Below are 26,160 nucleotides of genomic sequence, written 5' to 3'. Positions count from 1 at the left end.
GATTTATCCTTTCGGTTTACATATAAGTGCTACAAAAAATGAAAATAATATCGCTGCAGAAATGCCTGCAGACGTTAAATTAAACATACCCATACCAATCCCTATATATCCGTGTTTTTCTGCCGCATGCATTGCCCCATGTAATAGTGAATGTCCAAAACTTGTAATAGGAACTGTCGCACCAGCACCAGCAAACTTTATAAGATTATCGTACAGCCCGAATCCATCTAAAACTGCTCCTACGACTACAAAGGTAGCCATTAAATGAGCTGGTGTTAACTTTGCGAAATCTAACAATACTTGTCCAATTACACAAATAGCGCCTCCTACAAGAAATGCATATATAAAATCCACAATTCACTCTCCCTTCACTCTCTCAAATACGACACCATGTGCAATTGTTGGAATTGTTTCTTTCTGTTGCATCATCATCGGGCTTAATAACGCACCAGTAGCAACGACAAAAATCCGTTGTAAATTCCCTTTTTGCATCTCACTTAATAAATGACCATATGTGACAACAGCTGAACAAGCACAGCCACTACCACCTGCAAATACTTCTTCTTGACCGGAATCATATATCATTAATCCGCAATCATTATATATATGCCCAATATCATAACCTTCTTCCAGTAAAAGCTGTTTCGCAATTGGTGTCCCAACAGCTGATAAATCACCGGTAACAATCAAATCATAATCAGCTGCACTTCTCTTCAAATCTTCAAAATGTTGTTGAATTGTATGAGCAGCAGCCGGCGCCATCGCCGATCCCATATCTAAAGGATTCGCAATTCCTAAGTCTTGCACTTTTCCAATCGTAGCTGCCGTAATTTTAATGGCACTTTTTTCCTTACTAATTAATATAGATCCTGCACCTGTAACAGTGGAATTTGCGGTTCCCGGTTTTTGTCCCCCATACTCTGTTGGATAACGAAACTGTCTTTCAGCCGTTGCATTATGACTACTTACTGTCGCTAAGACACGATTTGCAAATCCACCATCTATAAAGGCTGATCCAACCGCTAAAGTCTCCATCGAAGTCGCACAAGCACTAAACATCCCTAAAAAAGGAATCCCCCACTTACGCGCAACGTAATTTGCTGTCACTGTTTGATTTAATAAATCGCCCGCTAAAAAGAAATCAATTTGTGATGTTTCTACATTTCCTTTTTGTACAACTTGTTGAATAGAATCTGACATTAATCTTCGTTCAGCAAGTTCCCAGTTTTCCTCTCCGCAATGTAAATCATCATATGAAATATCAAAATCCTTTCCAAGAGGTCCTTCAGCTTCTTTTGGACCAACGGCAGTACCGGTTGCATTCACATAAATATCATTTTGAAATACCCACGTTTGTTTTCCTGTCAACCTCATACTAGCCCCTCCTTTAGGACATCAAAATTTGAAATGTATATCTTATTAATCCAATAATGTATGCACCAACGACCCCAAAAACGATAACACTTCCCGCAAGCTTAAACATATTTGTAGCAACCCCAAGCACAATTCCTTCACTCTTATGTTCTAGCGCAGCGCTCGCCATAGAATTCGCAAATCCTGTAACAGGTACGGCTGATCCTGCTCCAGCAAATTGACCGATTTTATCATATACACCACAACCCGTTAAAATCGCTGATAATAATACAAGAGTTGCAACTGTCGGATTTCCTGCCTCTTGTTCACTGAAATGAAAATAATGTATATAAAATTTCATCAATACTTCTCCGACAGTACAAATGAATCCGCCTACAAGAAATGCCTTAACACAATTTATGAAATAGTTTGGTTTTGGATGGTACTCCTTCACTTTATTTATGTAATCATCCTTTAGTTTTCGCCCTGTCATTTATATATTGCCTCCTACTTTACGAAATAAATCCAGTGAAACAACGAGCCTATTACTTTTCCAAGTACAAGAGCAACGAGTAAAACAACGATTTTCCCTTCTACCCCTACTCGTTTCGCTAAAATAGGTAAAACATTTAACACTTCTGTTAATGCAGCCGCAAGCATTCCAATGAATGTGCCACAAAATATGCCTAATATAACAAGCCAATATTGCGATGTTTGAAATGTAACATTTTTCAAGCTACACCAAGCCCCTGTTAACGTACCTGCAATAACCGCCCACTCAAAATATTGAATATGCTTTCTACTTCTCGTTAATTGAGCTAAGCGGGGGATTATTCCAAGTACAGCTAAAAATGCGACATATCCGCTACCTACTGCAATTCCTCCCGCTAAACCAATTAAAATAACAAGCCCAGACTCAATCATCGGTAAGTTGTTTCATATTATCCTTGTTTTCATGGACAATTACATATTGATCCAGTGACTGCTGATATTGGAACATCTCAACTTCTAACGGGCTCGGCTCTTCATTAATTCGCTTTTGAAATACATGATTAAAAAATAAGACCATACCTAATCCAAGACCTAATGAATAAGGAATTTGAAATAGAAGTGGTTGCGCCTTAAATTCTCCCGTAATCATGTAATATAACCGCTGATGTACTTGTTGCATACTTACATCTTCATGGAAATAAATGATCGCAAGGGCTGCTCCAATGAAAAGTAACAACCATACAAGTCCGAAGAAAATCGGATGTACTTTCTTTTTTTCATATATAATTTCAACAAGAGTTTGTCCAGAACCGAGTAAATTAATTTGTATATGGGCCGCTTTTTGTTGAATAATCTCAATAATTTTCATAACATCAATTACAACATGCGTTTTATCATGCGCTGTTATTTTGTAAACTACCTCATCCTGTAACGACTGAACTACCAGAGCATCTCCAGCAAGTTGAGCAACATCACCCAGCTTTACTTCATACGTAGGAGAAACTTTTAATCGATTACGCATTTTGATATAAATTGTTTGTTCCAATTTTCATTCACCTCTTCACTCTTCCTCGTAGTTGTAGTATGGTTATTGAATTTTTTTCTAATACAATTTTTTCATAAAAAAACATCTGTACCATTTCGGTACAGATGTTTTTTTAGTTTATGCCTTTTTCTTAAATAAATTTGCAATACTTAATGCGAGTCCTCCCCAAATGACTACTATACCAATCACCATCATCATAATTGCTGATCCACTCATTATGAAACACCTCGATCTTTCCATTCTTTTTCAAGCTTAGCAGAATCTGAATGTATTTGTGCATTCCATTTCTTTAGACTAATGATTAGTGCAACGATAAGGAACGCTGCTGCAATTGACCAACCATATGTTACGACAAACTCCGTTGGATAGTCTCCGTAGTTCTTTTTAATATTTTGGATTGTGCCATCAATTAACATGTACCCTAACATAAGCGGGGTAATAACGAGTAAACTCACTCTCCAAAACGTCCCTAACTTTATATCAGATACGAAGTTTGCGTGGTTTTGATAAACTGGTAAACGGCGTAGAATGAGCCCTATCGTAACTACTTCCACTAATGCAATTGTGATTAATCCAAAGTTATTAGCGAAGTAATCAACAACATCTAGGAACATAAGCCCGCCACGTGTTGCAAAAACAAGAGAAACTAGTACGAGAAGCGTCCCCATAATTCCGATTGTTTCTTGGCGGCTTAGGCTGAACTTTTCAGATACGGCAGCAAAACATACTTCTGCAAGTGAAATAAGTGATGTAATTCCCGCTACTGTTAACGATAAGAAGAATAATACGCCAAATAATGGTGACATCGGTAATTCATTAATAATTTGCGGGAATACTACGAACGCAAGTCCTACACCAGCACTCGCTACTTTATCAACCGGTACTCCCATATTATTTGCCATAAATCCAAGAGCTGCAAAAACCCCAATCCCTGCTAATAATTCAAATCCTGAGTTTGCAAATCCTGTAATAAAAGCATTATTTGTTGTATCTGAGTTTTTTGGTAAATAACTAGAATACGTAATCATAATTCCAAATGCTAAAGATAAGCTAAAGAAAATTTGGCCATAAGCTGCAAGCCATACTTTCCCATCAAAAATACGACTCCAATCTGGTTTGAAGAATGCATCTAACCCTTGCATCGCACCTTCCATCGTCACTGCACGAACTACGATAATAAGGAACATAACAACTAGTAAAGGAATGAAAATGCGGTTAACGACTTCGATTCCTTTTTTAACTCCTTTGAATGCAACACCAAGCACAATAATCCAAACAAGAGCTAACGGGATTAATACTTCTGGTACAAGCCCTCCAAATTGTCCTGGCTTATCTGCAACCTGTAAATATTCTTTAAATAAAAATGATTCCGTGTCTTTCCCCCATGCACCAGTAATTGCAAAATATGTATAGGAAATAGACCAAGCAATAATTACTGCATAATATGTTGAAACGATAAACGTTACACACATTTGCCACCATCCAATAAATTCAGCACGCGGATGAATACGGAAAAATGTAAGTGGTGCTGAACCGCGATGGCGATGCCCAAGAGCAAATTCAAACGCCAATAATGAAATACCTGTCGTTAATAATGCGAATAAGTACGGTAAAAAGAATGCGCCTCCTCCATTTTCATACGCTGTATAAGGAAAACGCCATATGTTTCCTAATCCAACGGCAGAGCCGACCGCTGCGAAAATAAATCCTGCCCTCGTTCCCCATTGTTGCCTCGTTTCCATATTCCCTTCCCCCTTTGTGACAAGTTCATACTTGGATTATATTTTAAATTTACTAAATTATCAATAAATTCTGTTAATTATTAAGAAAGTTTACAATCCCCTCCTATTAAATTCATAAAAAAAGATCGAATAGATAGCTATTCATCTATTCGATCTTTCATCTGTTTTAATATTTTCTTTTCAAGTCTTGAAACTTGTACTTGCGAAATGCCTATTCGTTCCGCTACTTCTGATTGCGTTTGATCTTTATAGTAGCGTAAATACACAATTAAACGTTCTCGGTCATCTAATTCTCTAATTGCTTCTTTTAAAGCAATTTTATCAAACCATTTTGTTTCTGATTGATCTGCAATTTGATCTAAAATAGTGATTGGATCTCCATCGTTTTCATACACCGTTTCATGTATGGACGAAGGGGCACGACTCGCTTCTTGCGCCAGAACCACTTCCTCTGGCGTTAGTTCCAACGCTTCGGCTACTTCATTAATCGTTGGAGCCCTTCCAAATTCTTTCGAAAGCTCGTCTCTCATCTTTCGAATTTTGTTTCCTGTTTCTTTTAAAGACCTACTTACTTTCACTGATCCATCATCACGTAAAAATCGCTGTATTTCGCCAATAATCATTGGAACTGCATATGTTGAAAATTTCACGTCGAAAGATAAATCAAATTTATCTACCGATTTTAAGAGCCCAATACATCCAATTTGAAATAAATCGTCTGGTTCGTATCCGCGATTAAGAAAACGCTGCACAACCGACCATACGAGACGCATATTACTTTGAACGATTGTATCTCTTGCTTGTTGATCTCCATCTTGACTTTTTTGAATTAACGCTTTTAGCTCGTGGTCCTTTAACTGAGGTTTCTTCTTCTCATTTTTGACCTCTATGTCCATAGGCTATTCTCCTTAATTGCATAGAGCGTTACTATTTGATAAGTATTTTGTCAAATGGATTGTTGTCCCGAAAGATTCGTTTGAAATAACTTCTACTTCATCCATAAAATTTTCCATGATAGTAAATCCCATTCCGGAACGCTCTAATTCAGGTTTAGTTGTAAAAAGGGGTTGTCTCGCTTCATCTAAATCAAAGATGCCAATCCCTTCATCTCGAATCGTGAGTTTCACCATTGCTTCTTCCAAAATTACAGAAATATAAACAACACCTTCTGCATTTCCTTCGTACCCATGAATAATTGCATTCGTAACTGCTTCTGACACAACTGTTTTAATCTCCGTAAGTTCTTCCATCGTTGGGTCAAGTTGCGCAATGAAAGCAGCTACTGTAACGCGAGCAAACGATTCATTTTGACTTAATGCTGAAAATTGAAGGTTCATTTCATTTCTCATTTATGCCACCCCCAACGTCGCGAGCGCATGCGCTTCACTTTCTTCTAAGCGAACGATTTTAAATAAGCCCGACATTTCAAATAAACGTTTAACAGGCGGTGAAATTGCACAAACAACCATTTCTCCACCTAATCCCTTTACATGCTTATATCGGCCTAATATAACACCTAAACCAGAACTATCCATAAACGATAAGTTCTCTAGGCTCAAAACAATATGATGAACACCATGTGTTTCAATCATATCTGTTACTTTCGTTCGCAACTCTTCAGCAGTATGATGATCTAATTCACCCGCTAGTCTCACACATAAGACGTCACGTTTTACTTCTAATTGCATGGAAAGACTCACACGATTTCCTCCTTATGCTCAAACTTTACTCATTTACATACATAAAGATTTTCGTGATACAACATTAGAATCCTTCCTACCGACAAAAGAAGAACTATTTCGTCATAAAGTGAAACCATTCAGCAATTATTTACTTACATACGAATAGAAAAGCGGCAAAATGTTTGCCGCTATTTTGATGTTGAAAACATCCCAAAACTTCTTTTAAATAACTCCCACCAGCTCGCTGCTGCAACATCTTCTTTTGCTACAATTGTTTGTTTTAATAAAACATCTTTATCTTTTTTAATAACAAGTGTACCAAGTGCGTCACCTTTTTTAATCGGCGCTTTCACTTTCTTTTCAGCAATTACTTCTTGCTTTACTTTGTCCATACTTTCGCCCTTCTTCATAAGAAGAGACACATTGTCTGACGCAATTAAATCTACTTTTTCTTTTTTCCCTTTTCCTACTTGGACAGTCTTAATTTTTTCGCCTCGTGTATACAATTTCTTTGTCATATATTGACCAAATGCGTAGTCAAGAAGCTTTGTTACTTGATTGTTCCGTTCTTTCGATGTAGGTGCCCCCATAACAACTGAAATAACGCGCATCCCATTCTTTTCAGCCGATGCTGTTAAACAATATTTTGCTTCTGTCGTAAAGCCCGTTTTCACACCATCTACTCCAGGATAAAAACGCACTAACTTATTCGTATTAACGAGCCAAAACTTCTTATCCGTATCTTCACGTAAATAGTCTTCGTATTTACCTGTGTATTTGCGAATAAGTGGGTACTTCATCAATTCTTTCGCCATGATAGCCATATCATTTGCTGTGGAATAATGGTCTTTAGCCGGAAGACCTGTCGGATTTTGAAAATGAGTGTTTTTCAATCCTAAATCTTTTGCTTTTTTGTTCATCATATTTACAAAACCTTCTTCTGAACCAGCGATATGCTCCGCTACTGCAACAGATGCATCATTCCCTGATGCAATGGCAATACCCTTTAGCATTTCATTTACAGTCATCTCTTCTCCAGGCTCTAAAAAGATTTGTGATCCACCCATTGAAGCTGCATGTTCACTCGCTCTAACTTTATCGGTCAGTTTTAGTTTTCCTTTTTCAACTTGTTCCATAATTAATAGCATTGTCATAATCTTCGTCATACTAGCAGGTGGTAACTTCTCATTTGGATTTTTATCAAACAAAACTTTACCTGTATCTTGTTCAATTACAATTGCTGATGATGCTTGTTCTGCTAACTTAGGCGTTGTTTCTTCTGTTTTCTCCTGCTTCGTCTTCTCAGATTGTGCAAAACTAACTGAAGTACCAGAAAGCAATAACATGAAACAAACAAGTATTCCAAAAACTCGCTTCATGACTAACCCTCCATTCTATATCAGACCTATTTTTTCCAATTTATTATTTTTTAATACCATATTTTTCTAATATTTTCGGTTGACAAATATATTCATCGCCTATATTGTATTAAGTGTATTACATGAAGTAGTACACCTAATACATGCTAGAAAGGAGACATTGCTCTTGCATATTCAACTTGATCCAAGAAGCAACACTCCGATATGGGAACAAATTGTTCAGAATATAAAAGAACTCGTATTAAAAAACATGTTAGCTCCAAGTGACAAGCTTCCTTCTGTACGCGAACTCGCTTCTTTACTCGTTATCAATCCAAATACAGTGAGTAAAGCGTATCAAGAGTTAGAGCGACAAGGGATTATTGAAACATTACGAGGAAAAGGAACATTTGTATCCCAATCGATTACCCCAACATTAGACGAAAGGAAAATCGCTATGGTTGAAAAGCAATTTCATCAATTACTATTAGAAGCCTCTTATCTTGGTGTTACGAAAGATAAAATTCATGATTGGATAGATTCATACTATAAAGAGATTGGAGGAAATGCAGATGTTGAAAGTAACAAACTTGAAGAAAACGATTGATAATCAAACGATTTTAGATGATGTTTCTTTCACATTACAAAGAGGAAGTATCATCGGATTACTTGGAAGAAACGGCGCAGGGAAAACAACTTTATTACGTACGATGGTCGGCATTTTAGACCCTGATGTAGGAACTGTTACATATGAGGATACCGACATTCATAAGAATCCTGGCACAAAACAAAAAATCGTATATGTCCCGGATTCTACTAACATACTGAACGGATATACAGTAAAAGAAATTGTAAAGTTTTATAAAGCTGTTTACACCGCATTTGATGAAGCCTATTTCTACGAACTGTTAGAACGTTTTAACTTACCAAACAAACGAATTCGTAGTTATTCAAAAGGAATGCAAGCACTACTTGCGATTATTTTAGCTGTTTCTACAAAAGCAGAATATATCATTTTAGATGAACCGACAAACGGACTTGATCCTATCGTGAAAAGACAGATTTTACAGTTTCTCGTTGGAGAAGTTGCAGAAAAAGAGATTACGATTTTCATCTCAACTCACCATTTAGATGAAGTAGAACAAATTGCAGATACAATCATTATATTAAAAGGTCATACTATATCTTCTATTACATCACTAGACGATGCAAAATCACGATTTGCAAAAATACAAGTAGCTTACGAACGTTCATTACCTCAAAAACTAGAAAACTTAAGCAATATTAAAATATTAAACCAAACAGGAAAAGTATATACAATCTTAATCGAGGGAAATGTAGCTACAACACTAGAGAAGTTTTATAAAGAGCAACCTATACTCATTGAAGAATTAACAATGTCACTTGAGGATGTCTTCGTTACGACACTGGAGGAGGATGGGTATGTTTCATAAGGCGTTGTGGATGTGGAATTGGAAACGCGGGAAATATGCTGTGTTACTATTCTTCTTTAGTTCGCTTTACTTGTTATCTTTTGGCTACTATAAAGCAGCCGAGCTACAACTTTCTAATTATTATAGATTGCAAGAAAAGGGAACGTTCTATTACTATTATGAATTTTGGTCAAAGACAGGTAATAGTGTTTGGCTAACTTTTCTTATTATTTGCTTAGCTTGTCTATTTATAGGATGGGAGCGTAATAAACAGTCTAATACCCTAATGGCAATGCCATTTACAAGAAAAGATATTTTCTTTTCTAAATGGGCTTTTGGTTCATTCTGGATTATAGGGTCTCTCCTTGTAAACTGGATCCTTATGTACGTTATTTATAGAACAACCATTCATTTTGAGTATCAATCATTTAGTCCGTTTCATCGATACTTTCTTTATGCAATTGTTTCTTATGTTGCAGTATATACGGCTGCATTATGCATCGGTACGTTTACTGGAAGCATCGTTTCACAAGTCGTTTTTTGTATTCCGTGGCTACTAATGGGGCTTACATTCATGTCATTAGCTTACACCCTTACAATACAACATTTAGATGCTATAGCTCCTAAAAATAATAACTTATATCAACAACTTTATGAAATCAATCAAAAAACAAATATAGCTGCACCAATATATCGGTTTTCTATCACTTACGACTATGATTCAACATCACGAAAGAAAGAAAAAGATCCAACCACTTTAAGAGATCCAGCATCTTATCAATATTATTCGGCTAAGTCGATGTTAGTCCCTATTTTTTATACAATAGTTAACCTATTACTCGGCGCATATTTATATTCACGATCACCAAATGAAAACAGTCAAAAGATATTTATTTTCCAAAAGCATTTAAAAATATGGATATGGGGGACAAGCATTTACTTTGCACTATTAGGTGGCTATAAAATGAATCAATTTAATTTCTTACCTAGCTACTATATCAGTTTTTTTATAGCTGGAATCATTACTTATGTTATATTATCACGACTAACAAATTATAAAGTTTTTTAAAGGAGGAATCCTATGTTTCAAAAAGCATTATGGCTAAGAACGTATCAACAAAGTAAATATGTTGTATGGCTATTGTGGCTCAGCAGTTTCTATACTTTATCATATATGTACTATATGGCTTCTATTGAACAACAACAATATTTAAAGATGAACAAAGCGTGGAACTATATATATCATTACCACTTTAATTTAACACTTTTAGAACCTGTCATGTTGTTAGGTAGTATACTTATCGTTCTAGCCTGTACTTTAATTGGATGGGAAAGGCAAAATAACTCTAGCGACTTGTTATGGTCTATGCCCTTTAAACGTTCGCACCTTTATATAACAAAGTGGTTGTTTGGAATCTGTAATATCGCCGCTGTTGTCGTTTTAAACTGGGGACTATTTGCTATTATGAAAAAGTTGACTTTTCATAATAAATATCAAATCTTTTCCCCATTCCATACGTACTTTCTATATATGTTAATTGTACTAATTGCTATTTATACACTTGCATTATGTATAGGAACACTTGCTGGAAATATCGTATCCCAGGGAATTATCACTGCTATCATAATCGTTTTTCCATTCTTACTTCCATCTCTTATCGTAGGGGTGATTAGTGTTCATTCAAACGCGGATGGGGAAAAGATTTATACTAAAATAAACAATATGACGGAAAAGATACGTGTTTCTAGCCCAGCAGAAGGATTTAATATTGTATTTGATTACAATCCACAAAATGCTTACACCGATCCTAAAGGTGTTCGTCATGATGAACCAAATTTTTCATACATTCCTTCAGCCAAAACATTGATTGGACCTATTGCCCATATTATTATTTTATTACCACTCGGTATATATTTATATGCCCGTTCAGTCAATGAGCGAAATGGTAACTTCATATTATACCCGAGACTACAAAAAGCAGTTATCCTATGTGCTATTTTAACTATTGGAATCGTTGGAGGTTTAACATTAAGTAGTACTCATTCATTGGCTAGTTTCTACATCGGATTTTTAGTAACTAGTTTCATTACGTATTTCTTCCTACCTAAAATATTAAAATGGAAAGTCTCTTGGAATTTCAAATAAAATAACCTCCTCTTATTGAGGAGGTTATTTCACATTCTCTCTTCTTTTCCCATAGTCTTTTTCTTGCTTCGTTCCAAACCCGTCACCATTTGCCACAATTTGATCTGTTGGAGCAACTATACTTTCAGCAATTCTCCATTCTCCCCCTTGTTGAATAAATACTTGCATAAAATAATTCATACCATTTAACTGATATGGATTTTCTTTTTTCACTTCATAGCGAGCTGCAACATAATACACCTGTACATTTTCAGCCTCAAACTTAGAAATATATTGTGATAATCTCGGGATGTACTGCGATGCTTTCTGAAGTGGAAGTTGTTTTACTTTTACAAGAGAAGACTTTTTTACATTACTGATCGTATCTTCATGCCGAATGTTATCGCTATGATGAAATAAAATTGTATTCTGCATAGAGCGAATCCATAGTTTTGAATATAAAACAGGTTGCTTATTTGAAATATGTTGTAATTCTTTTTGAACGACTTGAAGAGGCGTTGCAGCATCCGCGAATTGATGAAAGCAGAAAAAACTTCCAATCATAATGAAAAGCGTACAAATACGTTTCATAATTTTTCACTCCGATTCTTTTTAATTAAAGTATTGGAGTTTCAAAATGTTTTTATTCAAAAGAAAAAGGATAGGAAAGCTTCCGCTCCCTATCCTCATTTATTATAATACGCGACCAAATAACTCTAACACCATTTCTATTTCTTGGTCGCTCCAACCTTTAAATCTATCTTTATAATATTCTTTACGCACAGCTTCAAGTTTTTCAGTTACTTCTCTTCCGTGTTCTGTAATTTCTAAGTACACGATACGACGGTCTGAATTTGAACGCTTTCTTTCTACAAACCCTTTTCGTACGAGACGATCAGTAACAGCTGTAATATGACTGGAGGTTACGTTTACTTCACTCGCAATTTGCGAAGCCATCTGTGGACTGTTTAAAAATAACGCGCGTAATACAGAAAATTCATTGTATGGCATATGTTCTGCAAAACGTGTATTAATATCATTTTGTAATAAACGTATCATCTTTCGAAATGATCCGGATAATTCTAAAATCAGTGTTTCTCTTTTTTCGTTCACTAGCCTCGTCCCTTTTTTATCATATTTACACATATTATAATCTATAAATACCCTTGTTGTATATGCTTTCTTTCTTTAACATTACCATTTATGTAACTTTTTCATACAAATTTCTTTTTTGTTCACACATATATATATAAATAAGGATGGTGATGGAACATGCAAGGTGGAATGAACCCTTATTTACACAACGTACGTACAGCTAATACTGGTAAAGAAGCTACCATTACGGTGCAAGGTGAAGGTGTTGTAAAGGCAAAACCAAATGTTGTTATATTAACAATCGGTATTCGTACAGATCATAAAAATGTGAAACAGGCACAAGAAGAAAATGCAGTGCAATCAAAACAATTACTAGATGCACTGAAACACTTAGGGATTGCCGACAAAAATATAGAAACCATTTCGTATACGATTACGCCCCAATACGAATATATAAACGATAAAGCATTACTACAAGGATATCGTGTGGAACATTTGTATGAAATTACCGTTTTAAATGTCCAAAAAGCAGGGGAAGTATATGATATAGCCGTTTCAAATGGGGCAAACTTAGCAAAAGGATTACGGTTTCGAATATCTCATCCAAATAAATATTATGAGCAAGCTCTCATTCAAGCTCTGCAACAAGCGGTAGAAAAAGCTCGTGCTATTGCGAGTACATACAATTTAAATATTAATCCTGTTCCACTCTCATTCGTTGAAGAATCTGCCCAATTGCCACGGGAAGTGACGTCCTATGCTACTTTACATGCACAGGCAGCCCCGCCCATTCAATCGGGAGAACTAGAGATTATTTCCACAATACGAGCGATTTTTACGTATTTATAAATAATTTCATTTATAAGTAAACGTTATCATTTTCCTTGTTGTAAAAACATGATGTTCTGATATAATAAAGGACGGTGAGCTCTTACAAAAGAGATATCACGGGTGGGAGAGGGATATGAAAAAGAAGGTTTAACATGAAAGGAATACTTGAAAGTACATTTAAATTAGGTTTACACGAAACATCACCAAAACAAGAAGTTTTAGCTGGAGTTACGTCATTTTTCACAATCGTATATATTATGATTGTAAATGCATCAATTTTATCAGATGCTGGCATTCCTCTTGAAGCTGGAATTTTAGCAACTGTTTTCAGTTCATTTGTCGGATGTCTGCTCATGGCATTTTGGGCAAATGCACCTGCTATTCTTGTCCCTGGTATGGGTGTAAATGCATTCTTCACGTACACTGCTGTGCATACGCTCGGATTAGCTTGGCAAGAAGCATTAGCAGCTGTCTTCATCTCTGGTATTATTTTTGCAATTGCTGCGTTTACACCAATCGCTCGCGTGCTCTCAGTATCAATTCCAAAGTCATTAAAGGAAGCTATTACTGTCGGCATCGGATTATTTTTAGCATTTATCGGATTGCAAAAAGGTGGTTTAGTCGTTTCGAATCCAAATACGGCTGTTGCAATGGGTAAATTAAGTAACCCTGTCGTTCTTGCGACCGTGCTTACTCTTATCGTTGCACTTGTACTATTTATTCGTAACGTACGTGGAAACTTTTTATGGACGATTGCAATAGGAACTGGTATCTCATGGCTATTTGGTCTTGTTGATACAAGTCAAATCGGAAATAGTTCATTCTCATTCGCTAATTACGGCGATGTATTTGGAGCTATGTCATTTGGCAAACTTTCTTCCTTACCGTTTTGGATTGCAACATTCTCCTTAAGCATGGTGCTTATTTTTGAGAACATGGGACTTCTGCACGGTTTATTAGAAGATGACCGTAAATTCCCGCGTGCTTACCAAGCCAATGCAATTTCAGCAATGACATGTGGTCTATTTGGCACAAGCCCTACCGTATCGACAGTAGAGAGTGCCGCAGGTATTACTGCAGGCGGAAAGACAGGTCTGACGTCTATCGTTACAGGGTTGTTATTCTTTGCATCACTGTTTGCACTTCCGTTTGTCAAACTAATTCCTGATAGTGCCATTGCACCAATCTTAATTATTATTGGCGGCCTGATGATTACAAGCATTCAACAAATTCCTCTGAACGATTTTTCAGAAGGATTTCCAGCGTTCTTAATTATCGTCATGATCCCGCTCACATATAGTATCGCTGATGGCATTGCGTTCGGATTTATTGCTTATCCTATCTTAAAAGTTGCTCTTGGAAAGCGTAAAGAAGTCGCACCGTCTATGTATATCATTACATGCTTATTCTTAGCCATGTTCGTATTACATGCTATTGGTTAAGTAAAAACACCGAGGAATTTTCCTCGGTGTTTTTTTACTTAAACCAACCTTTTTTATAAAACCAAGCCATCATTCCCCCGCCAATTAACGCCATGATAAGTAAACAAATAAAATAACTATATTGTCCACCAAGCTCTGGCATATGCGTAAAGTTCATTCCATATACTCCGGCAATAAATGTTAACGGCATGAAAATAGTCGAGAATACAGTTAATGTTTTCATAATGTTATTCATATGATGTGAGTTTAATGAAAAATAACTATCTCGAATATCTGCCGTTAACTCTCGGCTTGCCTCAATCATTTCTGTCAGTTTAAGCAAATGATCATGTATATCTTTAAAGTAAATTTCATGATCACTTATACCGTAAAAACGAGTCGAATTTAAAATACGATACAATAAATCACGCATCGGAATGATTGTACGCCTTAGCTTTGATAAATCTGCACGTATATCAAATACCTCTTCTAGTACACTTCCTGCTGTCTCACCCGTTAAATTATCATCAATTGCATTTAAATGATCCTCAATGTAATATACAGGCGCAAAATAGTCATCTACAATCTGGTCGATAATTGTATGGGCTACGTGTAAAGGACTATTTTTAATACGCTTCTTTTCTCCAAGTGTTTTCCATACTCTTTCGATTGCATTGTTATGAGAAAAGTGGAAAGACACAATATAACGATCACTTATAAATAAATCGATTTCGTGCGGTTCTAGTCCATCTTCCCCAAATGCATGAAGAACTAAAAAGTTATATCCATCATAAAAATCAACTTTTGGTCTCTGTACATATTCTATACAGTCTTCAATTGCAAGGGGATGGAACTTAAAATGATCTTGTAAAATGTATATATACTCTTCTTTCGTTGGCTTATATAAATCTAGCCAATACCATACAATATGGTCTTTCGTTGTTTCTTCTAGCGAAACATCATATAATACTTCATCTGTTTTTGTTATTGCACAAATTCTAATCATAATTTCACCCATTATTATTATAAACAAAAAATAGCAAAAAAAGCCAAGGAGAAATACTCCCTGGCCCTTCTTTATTATTCAGTAACGATGCCGTGCACTAATGTTGGTGCATCTACATGCTCGTTAGCAATCTTCATGTTCTCATAAATTTTTGCTTTTACATCTTCCACATTTTCACGGTTTGCGTAAATTGTAACAAGGGATTCACCTTTTTTCACGCTGTCCCCTACTTTTTTACGAAGCATTAAACCGACTGCTAAATCAATTTCAGATTCCTTTGTCGCACGTCCTGCTCCTAAAAGCATTGCTGCTGTTCCGATTTCATCTGCAACGATTTCTGATACATAACCGTCTTCCTTCGCTTCCACTTCAATTTTAAATTGTGCTTGTGGTAATTTAGAAGGATCATCAACAACAGATGCATCGCCGCCTTGCGCTGATAGGAACGTTTTAAATGATTCTAGCGCTTTACCGTTGTTCATTACTTCAATTAATTTCTCACGTGCATCTTCTAAAGATGAAGCTTGTCCAGCAAGATATACCATTTGACTTCCAAGTGTTAAACATAACTCTTCTAAATCTTTCGGTCCTTTACCTTGTAATGTATCAATTGCTTCTTGTACTTCAAGTGCATTACCAATAGCTTCACCAAGTGGTTGACTCATATCAGAAATAACAGCCATCGTATTACGGCCAACGTTATTACCAATGCGCACCATTGCTTCTGCTAAACGTTTTGCATCTTCATCTGTTTTCATAAATGCACCTGCTCCAGTTTTTACATCAAGAACAATTGCATCTGCACCAGCAGCAATTTTTTTACTCATAATCGAGCTTGCAATAAGCGGAATCGAGTTTACTGTTGCCGTTACATCACGAAGTGCATATAACTTTTTATCCGCAGGTGTTAAGTTTCCACTCTGACCAATAACTGCAATTTTGTTTTCATTTACAAGACGCATGAATTCATCATTTTCGATTTCAACATGGAATCCTGGAACTGCTTCTAATTTATCAATTGTACCACCAGTATGTCCTAGACCACGTCCAGACATTTTTGCAACCGGTACACCTAAAGCGGCTACTAATGGACCTAATACAAGTGTTGTTGTATCACCAACACCACCTGTTGAGTGCTTATCTACTTTTACCCCTTCAATAGCCGATAAGTCGATTGTATCACCGCTATTTACCATTGCCATCGTTAAATCAGCACGTTCTTGATCGTTCATATCTTGGAAGAAAATTGCCATTGCAAGTGAACTTACTTGATAATCAGGAATATCACCATTCGTATATCCTTCAACAATAAAGTTAATTTCTTCTGTCGTTAATGCATGTCCGTCACGTTTTTTTGCAATTAGGTCCACCATTCTCATTATGAGTTCACCCCTTCATTTGTTTTACGATTGCTTTTACTAATGCTAAGAAGTTAGCTTTAACACGTTCTGTCGTTTCGATTACTTCATCGTGATGAAGTGGCTGATCTAAAATACCAGCTGCCATATTTGAAATACAAGAAATACCAAGTACTTTCATACCAGCATGACGCGCTACAATTACTTCAGGTACTGTTGACATACCAACTGCATCTCCGCCAAGTGTACGAAGCATACGAATTTCTGCAGGTGTTTCATATACAGGACCTGTCATTCCAACGTATACACCTTCTTGTACTTTAATATTTAAGTCTGCTGCAACTTGTTTCGCCATTTCGCGAAGTTCTGTCGTATATGATGTAGACATATCAGGGAAACGTACACCCATTTCAGAATCATTTGGTCCGATTAATGGGTTTGTACCCATGAAGTTAATGTGGTCTGAAATTAACATAAGATCGCCTGGTTCGAATGATGTATTTACACCACCAGCTGCATTTGTTACAACAACTGTTTCTACACCTAGTTCTTTCATAACACGAACTGGGAATGTTACTTTTTGCATATCGTATCCTTCATAGAAGTGGAAACGTCCTTGCATTGCTACTACTGTTACACCTTGAAGTGTACCGAATACTAGTTGACCTGCATGACCTTCTACAGTTGAAACTGGGAATTCAGGGATTTCACTATAAGGTACTGTTACTGCGTTCTCGATTTCATCTGCTAATACACCTAGTCCAGATCCAAGGATTAGTCCTACTTGTGGTGTCTCTTGAAATTTCTCTTTTAAGTATGAAGCTGATTTTGTAATAAGTTCACGATTCATTTGTTTATCCCCCTATTTCTTTAGCTCGTTTAAGAAGCTTGTTCCGTATTCTGGCATTTTCACACCGAAGTTTTCTGCTACAGTTGCACCAATATCAGCAAATGTTTGACGAAGTGGTAACTCTTGTCCGCCTTCTTTCATACTTGGGCTATATGCTAATAAAGGTACATATTCACGTGTATGGTCAGTACCAGGATGAACTGGATCATTACCGTGGTCTGCTGTAATTAATAATAAATCATCTTCTTTTAGTTTTTCGAATACTTCTGGAAGACGCGCATCATAGTCTTGCAGAGCTTCTCCGTATCCTTGTGGATCACGACGGTGACCGAATAATGCATCAAAGTCAACTAAGTTTAAGAAGCTAAGACCTGTAAAGTCCATATTTAATGTATCTACAAGTTTATCCATTCCATCCATGTTAGACTTCGTACGAAGCGATTCAGTTACCCCTTCACCATCATAGATGTCAGAGATTTTACCGATAGCGATAACATCATAGTCACTATCTTTTAATTCATTCATTACCGTACGGCCGAATGGTTTTAATGCATAGTCATGACGGTTTGGTGTACGTGTAAAGCTTCCAGGCTTACCAACGAATGGACGAGCAATAACACGACCTACCATATACTTCTCATCTAACGTTAATTCACGTGCAATTTTACAAATTTTATATAATTCATCAAGCGGCACTACTTCTTCATGTGCTGCGATTTGTAATACGCTATCAGCAGAAGTGTAAACGATTAAAGAACCTGTTTCCATTTGTTCTTGACCAAGTTCATCAAGAATCTCAGTTCCAGAAGCTGGTTTATTACCGATGATTTTACGGCCTGTTTTTTCTTCTAATTCATCAAGTAATTCTTTCGGAAATCCTTCAGGGAACACTTGGAATGGTGTATCAATGTAAAGACCCATGATTTCCCAGTGTCCTGTCATTGTATCTTTACCAGTAGATTTCTCTTGCATTTTTGTATAATATCCAAGTGGTTTTTCTACTTTAGAGATGCCTTTCATTTCACGAATGTTACCAAGGCCTAATTTCACCATGTTAGGCATTTGTAATCCATTCATATGTTCAGCAATGTGACCAATTGTATCAGATCCTAAATCACCAAATTGTTCAGCATCTGGTGCTTCACCGATTCCAACAGAGTCCATTACGACTAGGAATATACGTTTATATTTATTCATAACTGCGACCTCCTATAAGTTCAGTTCTACTTCTTGTAGTATGTTCAAAACGCTATAAAGTGAAACTGTTCTCCATAAGAATTATCTTTCGTTCTCATTATCAAACAGTACTTCTTTAAATCATTCTCTAACCTATTTCGTTTACCTTGAAACGACGCAAAAACATTTCTAGTTTTTTCTAAGTCAGATGTCAGACATCTGATACTGATATCATAACATGTTTACGCTTTCTTTTTAATACATTTTCGTAGAATTTCTCATTTTCTTCACACTTCTATTGTAATCCATTATGCACAGAAGTGCTAATTATTTTATGATTTATTTCTTCATATAAAATGAAATTTTAATTAACCCGCAAATAACGGGACAAAAATAAAAAGCAGCTCTAAAGAGCTGCTTTTTATTTTACTTCTACTGTTTCTTCTTTATGTTCATGCAGTTCACCTTTTCTAACATGAACTTTCACTTTGTAAGAACCGTTTTCTTTGAAAGTATGTTTCGTTTCATACTCTCCTTTATTTCCTTCTTTCGCTGGAATAAATCCGTGTTTTTCAACACCATCTTTCCAAATCTCAAGTTGTACTTCAGCACCAGTTAACGCTTCTTCTTTTTGTTTTAAATGAACTTTCATTGTTGATTCAGCATTTGCTTTTATGTCACCAGCCATAAGGTGGATCATTGTATCGCTTTTATGATCGCCATGTCCTGCACCGTGATCATTATTTTCTTTTTTCGCATCTTCTACTTTCGCATTTCCTACAGCCACTTTTACTTCTGGCATAACATGCATTTCACGCGCATTTGTGTGAGCGATAATATGGTATACTCCATCCGTCTCGAACGTTTTCTCTACAGCATAAACACCTTTTCCTTTATGCTTACCATCTAACATCTCGTGCTTTTCGTCGCCAGCTTTCCAAATTTCAAACTTTACATCATCAGCATCTGTTACTTTTTCTTTTCCTTGTGTAACAAGTGCTTGTACTTCTGTTTTTTCACGAGGTTTAATTTCTTTCGGATTTGTTTGAACTGCTACTTTTACAGCTTCCAGTTTCTGTTCTTTTTTCGGTTCTTCTTTGTTTGTATTACAGCCAGCCAATGCTAGCATCGCGATAAATAAAGTCATAATAAGTTTTTTCATCATCATTTCCTCCTTCATACCTTATTTAGTATAGAGGAAATACATTGTAATATTCCAGTCTTCTGCTGAAAACAATGTACGAAATATTTGTGAAGTTTCTGTGAAGTACTATAGCCTTTTGAATCTATGAAAAAAGAGCATAGTAACTATGCTCTCGGATGAAACTGTTTATATACATCTTTTAATCTAGCTTTTGAAACATGCGTATAAATTTGTGTCGTTGAAATATCTGCATGTCCAAGCATTTCTTGCACAGCACGCAAGTCTGCTCCATTTTCTAATAAGTGCGTAGCAAAAGAATGGCGCAATGTATGAGGTGTAAGTTCTTTTTCAATATTTGCTTCTTTCGCCAATCGTTTTAAAATTTTCCAAAATCCTTGTCTTGATAATCGATTCCCATGATGGTTTAAAAAGAGTGCATCTACTACTTTTTTACCCATCAATTCTCTTCTTCCCTTTTCAATGTACTTTTGAATCGCTTCCGTCGCTAAACTTCCTAGTGGAATAATTCTTTCTTTATTCCCTTTCCCTATGCAACGAACAAATCCCATCGTCAAATGTACATCTTCTAAATTTAAGGCAATTAATTCCGAAACACGAAGTCCTGTTGCATACAGTAACTCTAGCATCGCTTTATCACGAACCCCAAAAGCACTCGTCATTTTTGGTGTCTGAAGTAACGCCTCTACTTCATCGACTGATAATACTTTCGGTAATTTCCGTTCTCCTTGCGGCGTTTCAATATGTACGGATGGATCGTGCTCTACCGCTCGTTCACGAAGTAGAAATTGATGGAACGAACGAATCGATGCAATATGACGTGCTAATGTTTTTGAAGATTTTCCGTTTTCTTTTAAGTGCTGCAGAAAATTAACAATGTGCAAGCGTGTCACTTCATGAAAGCTTTTCGCTTGTTCTACGTTTTGCAAGTACTTTACATAACTTTTTAAATCACGTTCATAAGATACTACTGTATTTTTCGCTAACCCTTTTTCGACAACCATATAATGAATAAAATCTTTTAATTGATCTTCCAATCTACACTACTCCCCATTTTCATAGAAAAACATCATTCTATTTACGAAAGCATCCTTTGCCGGCTCTTCATTCCCTGATACTTTTTCTACAGTCTCTTCTTTTGGCTTTTCATAACGATGATAGCTTTCATATTCTTCATTTATCCATAGTATAGCGAAATAAAACAAAATCGTACAACTTGTAAATAATAAAAATACTTTTACCCCATCAAAAGTTAATTTTAAAGCTCGGCGCATTGTAAATTCCTCCAAAATATAAGTTATTACAACATATGCCAAGCTTTCACCAATTTATACCTTATTCAAATAAAAAACCTCTTCCTAGTTAAATAGGAAAAGGTTATTTTTCATCCGTTTCATTTTCTTGACAATTTTTACAAATCCCATGGAATGTTAAACGATGATCCTTCACCTTAAAGCTCCAGTCACGTTCTACTTTCCTTTCCACTTCACCAAGTAAATCTTCTTGTATTTCTTGTACAGCACCACATTGTGTACAAATCAAATGATGGTGGAAACGCTGCGCACCTTCTTGGCGTAAGTCATAGCGTGAAACACCGTCTCCGAAGTTAATCTTATCGACAACTTTTAACTCAGATAATAGTTCTAAAGTTCGATAGACGGTTGCTAATCCGATCTCTGGCGACTTTTCTTTTACAAGGAGGTAAACATCTTCTGCGCTTAAATGATCTTCTTCATTTTCTAGCAGCACACGAACTGTTGCTTCACGTTGCGGTGTTAATTTGTAGCTCGCTGCATGTAATTGCTTCTTAATTCGTTCAATTCTTTCTTCCATTCGGTACTACTCCCTCCTCGCCACTCTTACACCATTATATCAGAAGAAGGGCTTCTGTCAAAAGAAAAACAATAAAAACAAATTGATAATTATTCTCAAAAAGTATTTATTGTTTATTAATAGCCTCAACGACTTCTTTCATTAAAACTGGCGATGCATAAGCTTCTACACTAGAAGCAAGAGCTAACACTGCTCCAATTATAAGAAAGAAGCATGTATAACGAATTAATAATGGTAATAGCGGCTCGGTTATTTTCCTGATAAATTGATGCCTAATCATGCGTAAGGAAAAGCTTGCAGCAATTGTTGTCATAACGAGAAATACTGGAATAATAATGAGGTTTTGTGGCAATACAGAAACGAATGCTAATAATAATCCATTCCATCCATGCTGACTTACTAAAAAACCTACTGTAAATCCGACAACTACTCCTTTTACAAATAATAAAACAAAAATAAGTGGCAATCCAATAATTGAAATTCCCAAAATCCAAATAAATCCAATGTATTTTAATTGCGAAAAGTAACTTTCTCGAAACATTTCGCTTGCAATAGCAAATTCTCCTTTAGAAACTTGTCCAAAAAAACGTTGTAAATAAAATGATAAATCTTGTTTTTGATTTAATTGTAAACTATTTACAAGAATGGCCCCAAATATTACTCCCATCAATAATAAAACAGCGTTAAATATATATAATGAAGAGTTTTCCTGTATGTGAGACATTACACGGTCTTGCCAAGTTTTTCGCCACATTTTTCTTCCCTCCGTTCACACTCTTACTAAAAATGTATGAAAGAAAGAAAAAAGTATGACGAATTAACATTGAAATTCCGCTCTACTTTGCTAAACTAAAAAGTAGAGAATAGGAGGGATTTCTCTTGAAACCATTATTATTAGATTTTCCAACATTATTTCAAACTGAACGCTTACAAGTTCGTAAGCCATTTCCAGGTGATGGTGCAGAAGTATACGAAGCAATCCAAGCTTCTCTAGAAGACTTAGTACCGTGGATGCCAATTAAAGCTGAAACAGAAGAAAGTGCTGAAGAAATCGTTCGTAACGCTCACGGACAGTTTTTACTTCGTGAAACACTTGATTTTCACTTATACGATAAAGTATCAGGTACATTCATCGGAGCTATAACGCTCAAGCCTGAAAACTGGGATATTCCAAAGTTTTCACTTCACTTCTGGCTGCATAGTGCTTATACAAAACAAGGCTATATGACTGAAGCAATTAAAGGTGCCATTCAATTTGCCTTTGATAAGCTAGGTGCTAGAAGAATTGAAATTCGTATTGATGCAACAAATACAAATGCATGTAACCTAGCAGAACGTTTAGAATTTATTCTAGAAGGTACAATGGAAAATGATTTCATAGCACCAGATGGTAGCTTACGTGATGCACGCGTATATGCAAAAATCAATTAAAAAACACTCGCCTTTGGCGAGTGTTTATTTTTGTAGTTGTAAATATTGTACTGCAAACATCGTCTTCGCATCATGAATACGAAGATCTTTCATAAGAATAACCGCTTCTTCTAACGATACTTCCATCAATTCCACAAACTCATCTTCATCTAACTCAGCTTTATTTTCTTTTTTCGTCAAACCTGTCGCTTTATATACATATAAAATTTCATCCGCGAACCCTGGAGATGTGTAGAAAGAAGTAATAAGCTCCATATTTTCACATACATATCCTGTTTCCTCTTCTAATTCACGAACTGCTGTCACCTCAGGTTTTTCACCAGGTTCTAACTTGCCGGCTGGAATTTCTATAATCGCCTTTTCAAGCGCTTTACGATATTGCTCAACAAGCACAATTTTCCCCTCATCAGTAATAGCAATAATAGCAACTGCACCAGGGTGATTTACAATTTCACGTTTACTCATTGCTCCATTTGGTAATACTACATCATCAACACGAACTTTTATAACTCTACCATCAAAAATTGGTTCAGTTTTTACGGTTCTCTCTGCAAGATTACTCATACTACTTCATCTCCCTGTTCTATTTCCTATTCTTTCCTCATACATTTTACCACATTGAAAGGAGCGTGATAGAAATGAAAGTTTATATTTTACCAAATCGCGTCACTTTAGTCGGAAAAGCGTGGCAAATTCGCCATAAGCTAAAACAATATGGCAAAGAGTACACAACTGTACAAGAGTGGATTACAGCAAATAAAGGGAAAATTTAATCAGAGGGGGCATCTCCTCTGATTATTTCTCTTCACCAATCGGGATAAAAAGTAAAAGTTTGTCAACCTCTTTTCCCTTGCGTACAATAAAGATAAGGAGGTTGACTTATGAAAAAACGTCAATTAGGAAACTCGGATTTATTTGTGACAGAAATGGGACTTGGCTGTATGTCTCTCGGTACATCTGAAACAGAAGCTATGCGTATTATCGATGAAGCAATCGATTTAGGAATCAATTTTTTTGATACAGCAGATTTATATGATTATGGATTAAACGAAGAATTTGTTGGAAAAGCCTTAAAAGGGAAACGAGACCAAATCGTTCTTACAACAAAGGTTGGAAATCGATGGACAGACGAAAAAAACGGCTGGTCTTGGGATCCTTCTAAAGATTACATAAAGGCTGAAGTGAAAGAAAGTTTACGTAGACTTCAAACTGATTACATTGACCTTTATCAACTTCACGGCGGAACGCTTGAAGATCCTATAGATGAAACAATTGAAGCCTTTGAAGAATTAAAAAAAGAAGGTATCATTCGCCATTACGGTATTTCTTCTATACGTCCAAATGTCATCCGTGAATATGCAAAACATTCAAATATCGTTAGTGTATTAATGGAATATAGCCTTTTAAATCGTCGCCCTGAAGAATGGTTCCCGCTTCTTAATGAACATCAAATTAGTGTCATTGCTCGCGGACCACTTGCAAAAGGAATTCTAGCTGACAACAATGCAAGAAAGATAGAAAGAGTAAAAGAAAAGAATTACCTTTCTTATTCTTACGATGAATTATATGCGACACTCGCAAGTGTAAAAGAAGTAATCAGAGAAAGCTCTTTAACCGGAACAGCTATTCAATATTGCTTACATAACGAAACTGTTGCAGCTGTTATACCTGGTGCAAGCTCTATTCAACAATTACAAGAAAATGTACAGGCTTGTAAACAAACACAGTTAACAACAGCACAATATATACAACTTCAGCAAATTGCTAAATGTGATACCTATGCTTTACATCGTTAAAAAGACGCTACCATACTGGTAGCGTCTTTTTATAACGTATCATATTTATCAGGATTCGTTCCTACATGTAAATTACGGTTTAATGTATTAATTTGATTCATTTCTTCTTCCGTTAGTGAAAAATCAAAGATAGTAAAATTCTCCTGAATGCGAGATGGTGTAACAGATTTAGGAATCGTCACTATCCCACTTTGAATATCCCATCTTAATATAACTTGCGCAGGTGTTTTTTCATATTTGTTAGCAATGGCCTGAATAATCGGGTGCTGAAATACTTCCCCGCCTCTCATTAATGGACTCCATGCTTCCATTTGAATTTGCTCACCTTGACAGAAATTACGCAATTCAAATTGTGTTAACATTGGATGAAGTTCCACTTGGTTTACCATTGGCTTCACTTTACAGTTTGGTAATAACAGTTCTAAATGATGTTTATGGAAATTAGAAACACCAATCGCGCGCACTTTACCTTCTTCGTACAGTTTTTCTAACGCTCGATACGTATCGACATACTTCCCTCTTATTGGCCAATGTATTAAATATAAATCTACATAGTCCATTTGTAATCTCTTTAGACTTTTCTCAAATGCTTCAAGTGTTTCCTCATATCCTTGATCGTCGTTCCAAACTTTTGTTGTAATAAAGATGTCTTCTCTCGGAATCCCTGATTCACGAACCGCTTCTCCGACACCGCTTTCATTTCCATATACAGTTGCTGTATCAATCGAACGGTATCCAACTTCTAACGCTGTTTTTACTGCTTGTTTTACTTCGTCGCCTTCTGTTGCTTTATAAACGCCTAGACCAATCATTGGCATTTTCACGCCATTATGAAGTGTAGTTGTTGGAATATGCACATTCGTTCTCCCTTTCATTGTTACATTTTTATAAGCCACCACTTTATTTCAACAAGATTCAATCAAAAAGTCAAAACATATGTACAGTTTACATAATAAATTTATACACCTTCA

At 36.1% G+C, this 26,160-nt stretch carries 33 protein-coding genes; 9 read left to right on the top strand and 24 right to left on the bottom strand.

Going from position 1 to position 26,160, the window contains the following annotated elements:
* Nucleotides 1-3: 3 nt before the first annotated feature.
* The 11 genes from spoVAE to dacF all read right to left on the bottom strand — a co-directional run bounded on the left by spoVAE (nt 4) and on the right by dacF (nt 7,693).
* Entirely contained in the window at nt 4-354 is a 351-nt protein-coding gene (gene spoVAE / locus ACQVV1_RS04765; RefSeq protein WP_242252109.1) for a stage V sporulation protein AE, read from the bottom strand.
* 3 nt (nt 355-357) lie between these two features.
* On the bottom strand, nt 358-1,374 hold the full coding sequence (gene spoVAD / locus ACQVV1_RS04760; protein WP_063223082.1) for a stage V sporulation protein AD: 1,017 nt from the start codon (nt 1,372-1,374) through the stop codon (nt 358-360).
* Between the two features lie 13 nt (nt 1,375-1,387).
* Complete coding sequence (gene spoVAC / locus ACQVV1_RS04755; RefSeq protein WP_242252111.1) at nt 1,388-1,846, bottom strand: stage V sporulation protein AC; 459 nt, start codon at nt 1,844-1,846, stop codon at nt 1,388-1,390.
* 14 nt (nt 1,847-1,860) lie between these two features.
* Nucleotides 1,861-2,277, bottom strand: coding sequence for a stage V sporulation protein SpoVAB (gene spoVAB / locus ACQVV1_RS04750; protein ID WP_431168661.1), 417 nt, complete (start codon nt 2,275-2,277; stop codon nt 1,861-1,863).
* Nucleotides 2,270-2,890, bottom strand: a complete 621-nt coding sequence (gene spoVAA / locus ACQVV1_RS04745; RefSeq protein WP_063223079.1) for a stage V sporulation protein SpoVAA — start codon at nt 2,888-2,890, stop codon at nt 2,270-2,272. Before spoVAA ends, spoVAB begins: the two co-directional genes overlap by 8 nt.
* Before the next feature lie 117 nt (nt 2,891-3,007).
* On the bottom strand, nt 3,008-3,106 hold the full coding sequence (locus ACQVV1_RS04740) for a methionine/alanine import family NSS transporter small subunit (RefSeq protein ID WP_000016826.1): 99 nt from the start codon (nt 3,104-3,106) through the stop codon (nt 3,008-3,010).
* Nucleotides 3,106-4,632 carry a sodium-dependent transporter gene (locus tag ACQVV1_RS04735; protein WP_431168660.1) on the bottom strand — a complete coding sequence of 509 codons (1,527 nt, stop codon included), beginning with the start codon at nt 4,630-4,632 and terminating at the stop codon, nt 3,106-3,108. The genes ACQVV1_RS04740 and ACQVV1_RS04735 overlap by 1 nt, the downstream gene beginning before the upstream one ends.
* A gap of 137 nt (nt 4,633-4,769) precedes the next feature.
* Nucleotides 4,770-5,528: an RNA polymerase sporulation sigma factor SigF gene (gene sigF, locus ACQVV1_RS04730; RefSeq protein ID WP_063223077.1), complete on the bottom strand. Its 759-nt coding sequence runs from the start codon at nt 5,526-5,528 to the stop codon at nt 4,770-4,772.
* A 12-nt stretch (nt 5,529-5,540) separates the two neighbouring features.
* Nucleotides 5,541-5,981: an anti-sigma F factor gene (gene spoIIAB / locus ACQVV1_RS04725; RefSeq protein WP_001243399.1), complete on the bottom strand. Its 441-nt coding sequence runs from the start codon at nt 5,979-5,981 to the stop codon at nt 5,541-5,543.
* On the bottom strand, nt 5,982-6,332 hold the full coding sequence (gene spoIIAA, locus ACQVV1_RS04720; RefSeq protein WP_000059133.1) for an anti-sigma F factor antagonist: 351 nt from the start codon (nt 6,330-6,332) through the stop codon (nt 5,982-5,984).
* Nucleotides 6,333-6,502: 170 nt separating this feature from the next.
* Nucleotides 6,503-7,693 (bottom strand): serine-type D-Ala-D-Ala carboxypeptidase DacF, encoded by a 1,191-nt coding sequence (gene dacF / locus ACQVV1_RS04715; protein WP_242252115.1) that lies wholly within the window; start codon nt 7,691-7,693, stop codon nt 6,503-6,505.
* 166 nt (nt 7,694-7,859) lie between these two features.
* Here dacF and ACQVV1_RS04710 point away from each other — a divergent pair, with 166 nt between their 5' ends.
* From ACQVV1_RS04710 to ACQVV1_RS04695, 4 genes are read left to right on the top strand one after another with little or no spacing between them, the layout of a single operon-like run.
* The gene (locus ACQVV1_RS04710) at nt 7,860-8,279 is read left to right on the top strand and encodes a GntR family transcriptional regulator (RefSeq protein WP_000548038.1); all 420 of its coding nucleotides are present in this window, start codon (nt 7,860-7,862) and stop codon (nt 8,277-8,279) included.
* Entirely contained in the window at nt 8,245-9,126 is an 882-nt protein-coding gene (locus ACQVV1_RS04705) for an ABC transporter ATP-binding protein (protein WP_242252119.1), read from the top strand. Before ACQVV1_RS04710 ends, ACQVV1_RS04705 begins: the two co-directional genes overlap by 35 nt.
* Nucleotides 9,116-10,174, top strand: a complete 1,059-nt coding sequence (locus ACQVV1_RS04700; protein ID WP_242252120.1) for an ABC transporter permease — start codon at nt 9,116-9,118, stop codon at nt 10,172-10,174. The genes ACQVV1_RS04705 and ACQVV1_RS04700 overlap by 11 nt, the downstream gene beginning before the upstream one ends.
* 12 nt (nt 10,175-10,186) lie before the next feature.
* Nucleotides 10,187-11,251: an ABC transporter permease gene (locus tag ACQVV1_RS04695; RefSeq protein WP_431168659.1), complete on the top strand. Its 1,065-nt coding sequence runs from the start codon at nt 10,187-10,189 to the stop codon at nt 11,249-11,251.
* A 24-nt stretch (nt 11,252-11,275) separates the two neighbouring features.
* Here the strand turns inward: ACQVV1_RS04695 and ACQVV1_RS04690 are convergent, their stop codons facing one another.
* Together ACQVV1_RS04690 and ACQVV1_RS04685 are read right to left on the bottom strand one after the other, a co-directional pair.
* Complete coding sequence (locus ACQVV1_RS04690) at nt 11,276-11,821, bottom strand: hypothetical protein (protein WP_242252124.1); 546 nt, start codon at nt 11,819-11,821, stop codon at nt 11,276-11,278.
* A 102-nt stretch (nt 11,822-11,923) separates the two neighbouring features.
* Nucleotides 11,924-12,343, bottom strand: a complete 420-nt coding sequence (locus ACQVV1_RS04685; RefSeq protein WP_061679124.1) for a MarR family winged helix-turn-helix transcriptional regulator — start codon at nt 12,341-12,343, stop codon at nt 11,924-11,926.
* A 159-nt stretch (nt 12,344-12,502) separates the two neighbouring features.
* Between ACQVV1_RS04685 and ACQVV1_RS04680 the strand changes: the two genes are divergently transcribed.
* On the top strand, nt 12,503-13,174 hold the full coding sequence (locus ACQVV1_RS04680) for an SIMPL domain-containing protein (protein WP_242252125.1): 672 nt from the start codon (nt 12,503-12,505) through the stop codon (nt 13,172-13,174).
* A gap of 134 nt (nt 13,175-13,308) precedes the next feature.
* Complete coding sequence (locus ACQVV1_RS04675) at nt 13,309-14,598, top strand: NCS2 family permease (RefSeq protein ID WP_309259288.1); 1,290 nt, start codon at nt 13,309-13,311, stop codon at nt 14,596-14,598.
* Between the two features lie 34 nt (nt 14,599-14,632).
* On the opposite strand, the gene corA is transcribed toward ACQVV1_RS04675, so the two are convergent.
* The 9 genes from corA to spoIIM all read right to left on the bottom strand — a co-directional run bounded on the left by corA (nt 14,633) and on the right by spoIIM (nt 22,686).
* Complete coding sequence (corA, locus tag ACQVV1_RS04670) at nt 14,633-15,595, bottom strand: magnesium/cobalt transporter CorA (protein WP_063223168.1); 963 nt, start codon at nt 15,593-15,595, stop codon at nt 14,633-14,635.
* A gap of 62 nt (nt 15,596-15,657) precedes the next feature.
* On the bottom strand, nt 15,658-16,962 hold the full coding sequence (locus ACQVV1_RS04665; protein ID WP_001243077.1) for a pyrimidine-nucleoside phosphorylase: 1,305 nt from the start codon (nt 16,960-16,962) through the stop codon (nt 15,658-15,660).
* A 7-nt stretch (nt 16,963-16,969) separates the two neighbouring features.
* A complete protein-coding gene (locus ACQVV1_RS04660) occupies nt 16,970-17,791 on the bottom strand; it encodes a purine-nucleoside phosphorylase (RefSeq protein ID WP_001078444.1) in 822 nt (273 codons plus the stop codon).
* Nucleotides 17,792-17,803: 12 nt separating this feature from the next.
* Nucleotides 17,804-18,988, bottom strand: coding sequence for a phosphopentomutase (gene deoB / locus ACQVV1_RS04655; protein ID WP_063223069.1), 1,185 nt, complete (start codon nt 18,986-18,988; stop codon nt 17,804-17,806).
* Nucleotides 18,989-19,388: 400 nt separating this feature from the next.
* The gene (locus ACQVV1_RS04650; RefSeq protein ID WP_431168658.1) at nt 19,389-20,132 is read right to left on the bottom strand and encodes a FixH family protein; all 744 of its coding nucleotides are present in this window, start codon (nt 20,130-20,132) and stop codon (nt 19,389-19,391) included.
* A gap of 143 nt (nt 20,133-20,275) precedes the next feature.
* The gene (gene xerD / locus ACQVV1_RS04645) at nt 20,276-21,166 is read right to left on the bottom strand and encodes a site-specific tyrosine recombinase XerD (RefSeq protein ID WP_016135298.1); all 891 of its coding nucleotides are present in this window, start codon (nt 21,164-21,166) and stop codon (nt 20,276-20,278) included.
* A gap of 6 nt (nt 21,167-21,172) precedes the next feature.
* A complete protein-coding gene (locus ACQVV1_RS04640) occupies nt 21,173-21,403 on the bottom strand; it encodes a YqzK family protein (RefSeq protein ID WP_060632164.1) in 231 nt (76 codons plus the stop codon).
* 103 nt (nt 21,404-21,506) lie between these two features.
* A complete protein-coding gene (gene fur, locus ACQVV1_RS04635; RefSeq protein WP_000392657.1) occupies nt 21,507-21,962 on the bottom strand; it encodes a ferric iron uptake transcriptional regulator in 456 nt (151 codons plus the stop codon).
* Nucleotides 21,963-22,068: 106 nt separating this feature from the next.
* Entirely contained in the window at nt 22,069-22,686 is a 618-nt protein-coding gene (gene spoIIM / locus ACQVV1_RS04630) for a stage II sporulation protein M (protein ID WP_431168657.1), read from the bottom strand.
* 155 nt (nt 22,687-22,841) lie between these two features.
* On the opposite strand from spoIIM, the gene ACQVV1_RS04625 reads away from it, so the two are divergent.
* Nucleotides 22,842-23,393: a GNAT family N-acetyltransferase gene (locus ACQVV1_RS04625; protein ID WP_431168656.1), complete on the top strand. Its 552-nt coding sequence runs from the start codon at nt 22,842-22,844 to the stop codon at nt 23,391-23,393.
* Nucleotides 23,394-23,417: 24 nt separating this feature from the next.
* Here ACQVV1_RS04625 and ACQVV1_RS04620 read toward each other — a convergent pair whose 3' ends face one another.
* Nucleotides 23,418-23,957: an NUDIX hydrolase gene (locus ACQVV1_RS04620; protein ID WP_060632166.1), complete on the bottom strand. Its 540-nt coding sequence runs from the start codon at nt 23,955-23,957 to the stop codon at nt 23,418-23,420.
* Nucleotides 23,958-24,031: 74 nt separating this feature from the next.
* Between ACQVV1_RS04620 and mciZ the strand changes: the two genes are divergently transcribed.
* Together mciZ and lolS are read left to right on the top strand one after the other, a co-directional pair.
* On the top strand, nt 24,032-24,166 hold the full coding sequence (gene mciZ, locus ACQVV1_RS04615; RefSeq protein ID WP_063223066.1) for a Z-ring formation inhibitor MciZ: 135 nt from the start codon (nt 24,032-24,034) through the stop codon (nt 24,164-24,166).
* A 108-nt stretch (nt 24,167-24,274) separates the two neighbouring features.
* Nucleotides 24,275-25,189, top strand: a complete 915-nt coding sequence (gene lolS / locus ACQVV1_RS04610) for an aldo/keto reductase (protein ID WP_431168655.1) — start codon at nt 24,275-24,277, stop codon at nt 25,187-25,189.
* A 29-nt stretch (nt 25,190-25,218) separates the two neighbouring features.
* Here lolS and ACQVV1_RS04605 read toward each other — a convergent pair whose 3' ends face one another.
* Nucleotides 25,219-26,046, bottom strand: coding sequence for an aldo/keto reductase (locus ACQVV1_RS04605; protein WP_199677483.1), 828 nt, complete (start codon nt 26,044-26,046; stop codon nt 25,219-25,221).
* Nucleotides 26,047-26,160 lie beyond the last annotated feature (114 nt).

This window comes from Bacillus basilensis, assembly GCF_050630465.1.
Classification (GTDB): domain Bacteria; phylum Bacillota; class Bacilli; order Bacillales; family Bacillaceae_G; genus Bacillus_A; species Bacillus_A basilensis.
Note: the sequence above shows the minus strand (reverse complement) of the source record. Positions and strands in the feature narration are given on the sequence as shown.

Coding starts and splice junctions, on each gene's coding strand:
- spoVAD (WP_063223082.1), bottom strand. CDS start 1,374: ATGAGGTTGACAGGAAAACAAACGTGGGTATTTCAAAATGATATTTAT.
- spoVAC (WP_242252111.1), bottom strand. CDS start 1,846: ATGACAGGGCGAAAACTAAAGGATGATTACATAAATAAAGTGAAGGAG.
- spoVAB (WP_431168661.1), bottom strand. CDS start 2,277: ATGATTGAGTCTGGGCTTGTTATTTTAATTGGTTTAGCGGGAGGAATT.
- ACQVV1_RS04740 (WP_000016826.1), bottom strand. CDS start 3,106: ATGAGTGGATCAGCAATTATGATGATGGTGATTGGTATAGTAGTCATT.
- ACQVV1_RS04735 (WP_431168660.1), bottom strand. CDS start 4,632: ATGGAAACGAGGCAACAATGGGGAACGAGGGCAGGATTTATTTTCGCA.
- sigF (WP_063223077.1), bottom strand. CDS start 5,528: ATGGACATAGAGGTCAAAAATGAGAAGAAGAAACCTCAGTTAAAGGAC.
- spoIIAB (WP_001243399.1), bottom strand. CDS start 5,981: ATGAGAAATGAAATGAACCTTCAATTTTCAGCATTAAGTCAAAATGAA.
- dacF (WP_242252115.1), bottom strand. CDS start 7,693: ATGAAGCGAGTTTTTGGAATACTTGTTTGTTTCATGTTATTGCTTTCT.
- ACQVV1_RS04705 (WP_242252119.1), top strand. CDS start 8,245: ATGTTGAAAGTAACAAACTTGAAGAAAACGATTGATAATCAAACGATT.
- ACQVV1_RS04700 (WP_242252120.1), top strand. CDS start 9,116: ATGTTTCATAAGGCGTTGTGGATGTGGAATTGGAAACGCGGGAAATAT.
- ACQVV1_RS04695 (WP_431168659.1), top strand. CDS start 10,187: ATGTTTCAAAAAGCATTATGGCTAAGAACGTATCAACAAAGTAAATAT.
- ACQVV1_RS04690 (WP_242252124.1), bottom strand. CDS start 11,821: ATGAAACGTATTTGTACGCTTTTCATTATGATTGGAAGTTTTTTCTGC.
- ACQVV1_RS04680 (WP_242252125.1), top strand. CDS start 12,503: ATGCAAGGTGGAATGAACCCTTATTTACACAACGTACGTACAGCTAAT.
- ACQVV1_RS04675 (WP_309259288.1), top strand. CDS start 13,309: ATGAAAGGAATACTTGAAAGTACATTTAAATTAGGTTTACACGAAACA.
- corA (WP_063223168.1), bottom strand. CDS start 15,595: ATGGGTGAAATTATGATTAGAATTTGTGCAATAACAAAAACAGATGAA.
- ACQVV1_RS04665 (WP_001243077.1), bottom strand. CDS start 16,962: ATGAGAATGGTGGACCTAATTGCAAAAAAACGTGACGGACATGCATTA.
- ACQVV1_RS04660 (WP_001078444.1), bottom strand. CDS start 17,791: ATGAATCGTGAACTTATTACAAAATCAGCTTCATACTTAAAAGAGAAA.
- deoB (WP_063223069.1), bottom strand. CDS start 18,988: ATGAATAAATATAAACGTATATTCCTAGTCGTAATGGACTCTGTTGGA.
- ACQVV1_RS04650 (WP_431168658.1), bottom strand. CDS start 20,132: ATGATGAAAAAACTTATTATGACTTTATTTATCGCGATGCTAGCATTG.
- ACQVV1_RS04640 (WP_060632164.1), bottom strand. CDS start 21,403: ATGCGCCGAGCTTTAAAATTAACTTTTGATGGGGTAAAAGTATTTTTA.
- fur (WP_000392657.1), bottom strand. CDS start 21,962: ATGGAAGAAAGAATTGAACGAATTAAGAAGCAATTACATGCAGCGAGC.
- spoIIM (WP_431168657.1), bottom strand. CDS start 22,686: ATGTCTCACATACAGGAAAACTCTTCATTATATATATTTAACGCTGTT.
- ACQVV1_RS04620 (WP_060632166.1), bottom strand. CDS start 23,957: ATGAGTAATCTTGCAGAGAGAACCGTAAAAACTGAACCAATTTTTGAT.
- mciZ (WP_063223066.1), top strand. CDS start 24,032: ATGAAAGTTTATATTTTACCAAATCGCGTCACTTTAGTCGGAAAAGCG.
- lolS (WP_431168655.1), top strand. CDS start 24,275: ATGAAAAAACGTCAATTAGGAAACTCGGATTTATTTGTGACAGAAATG.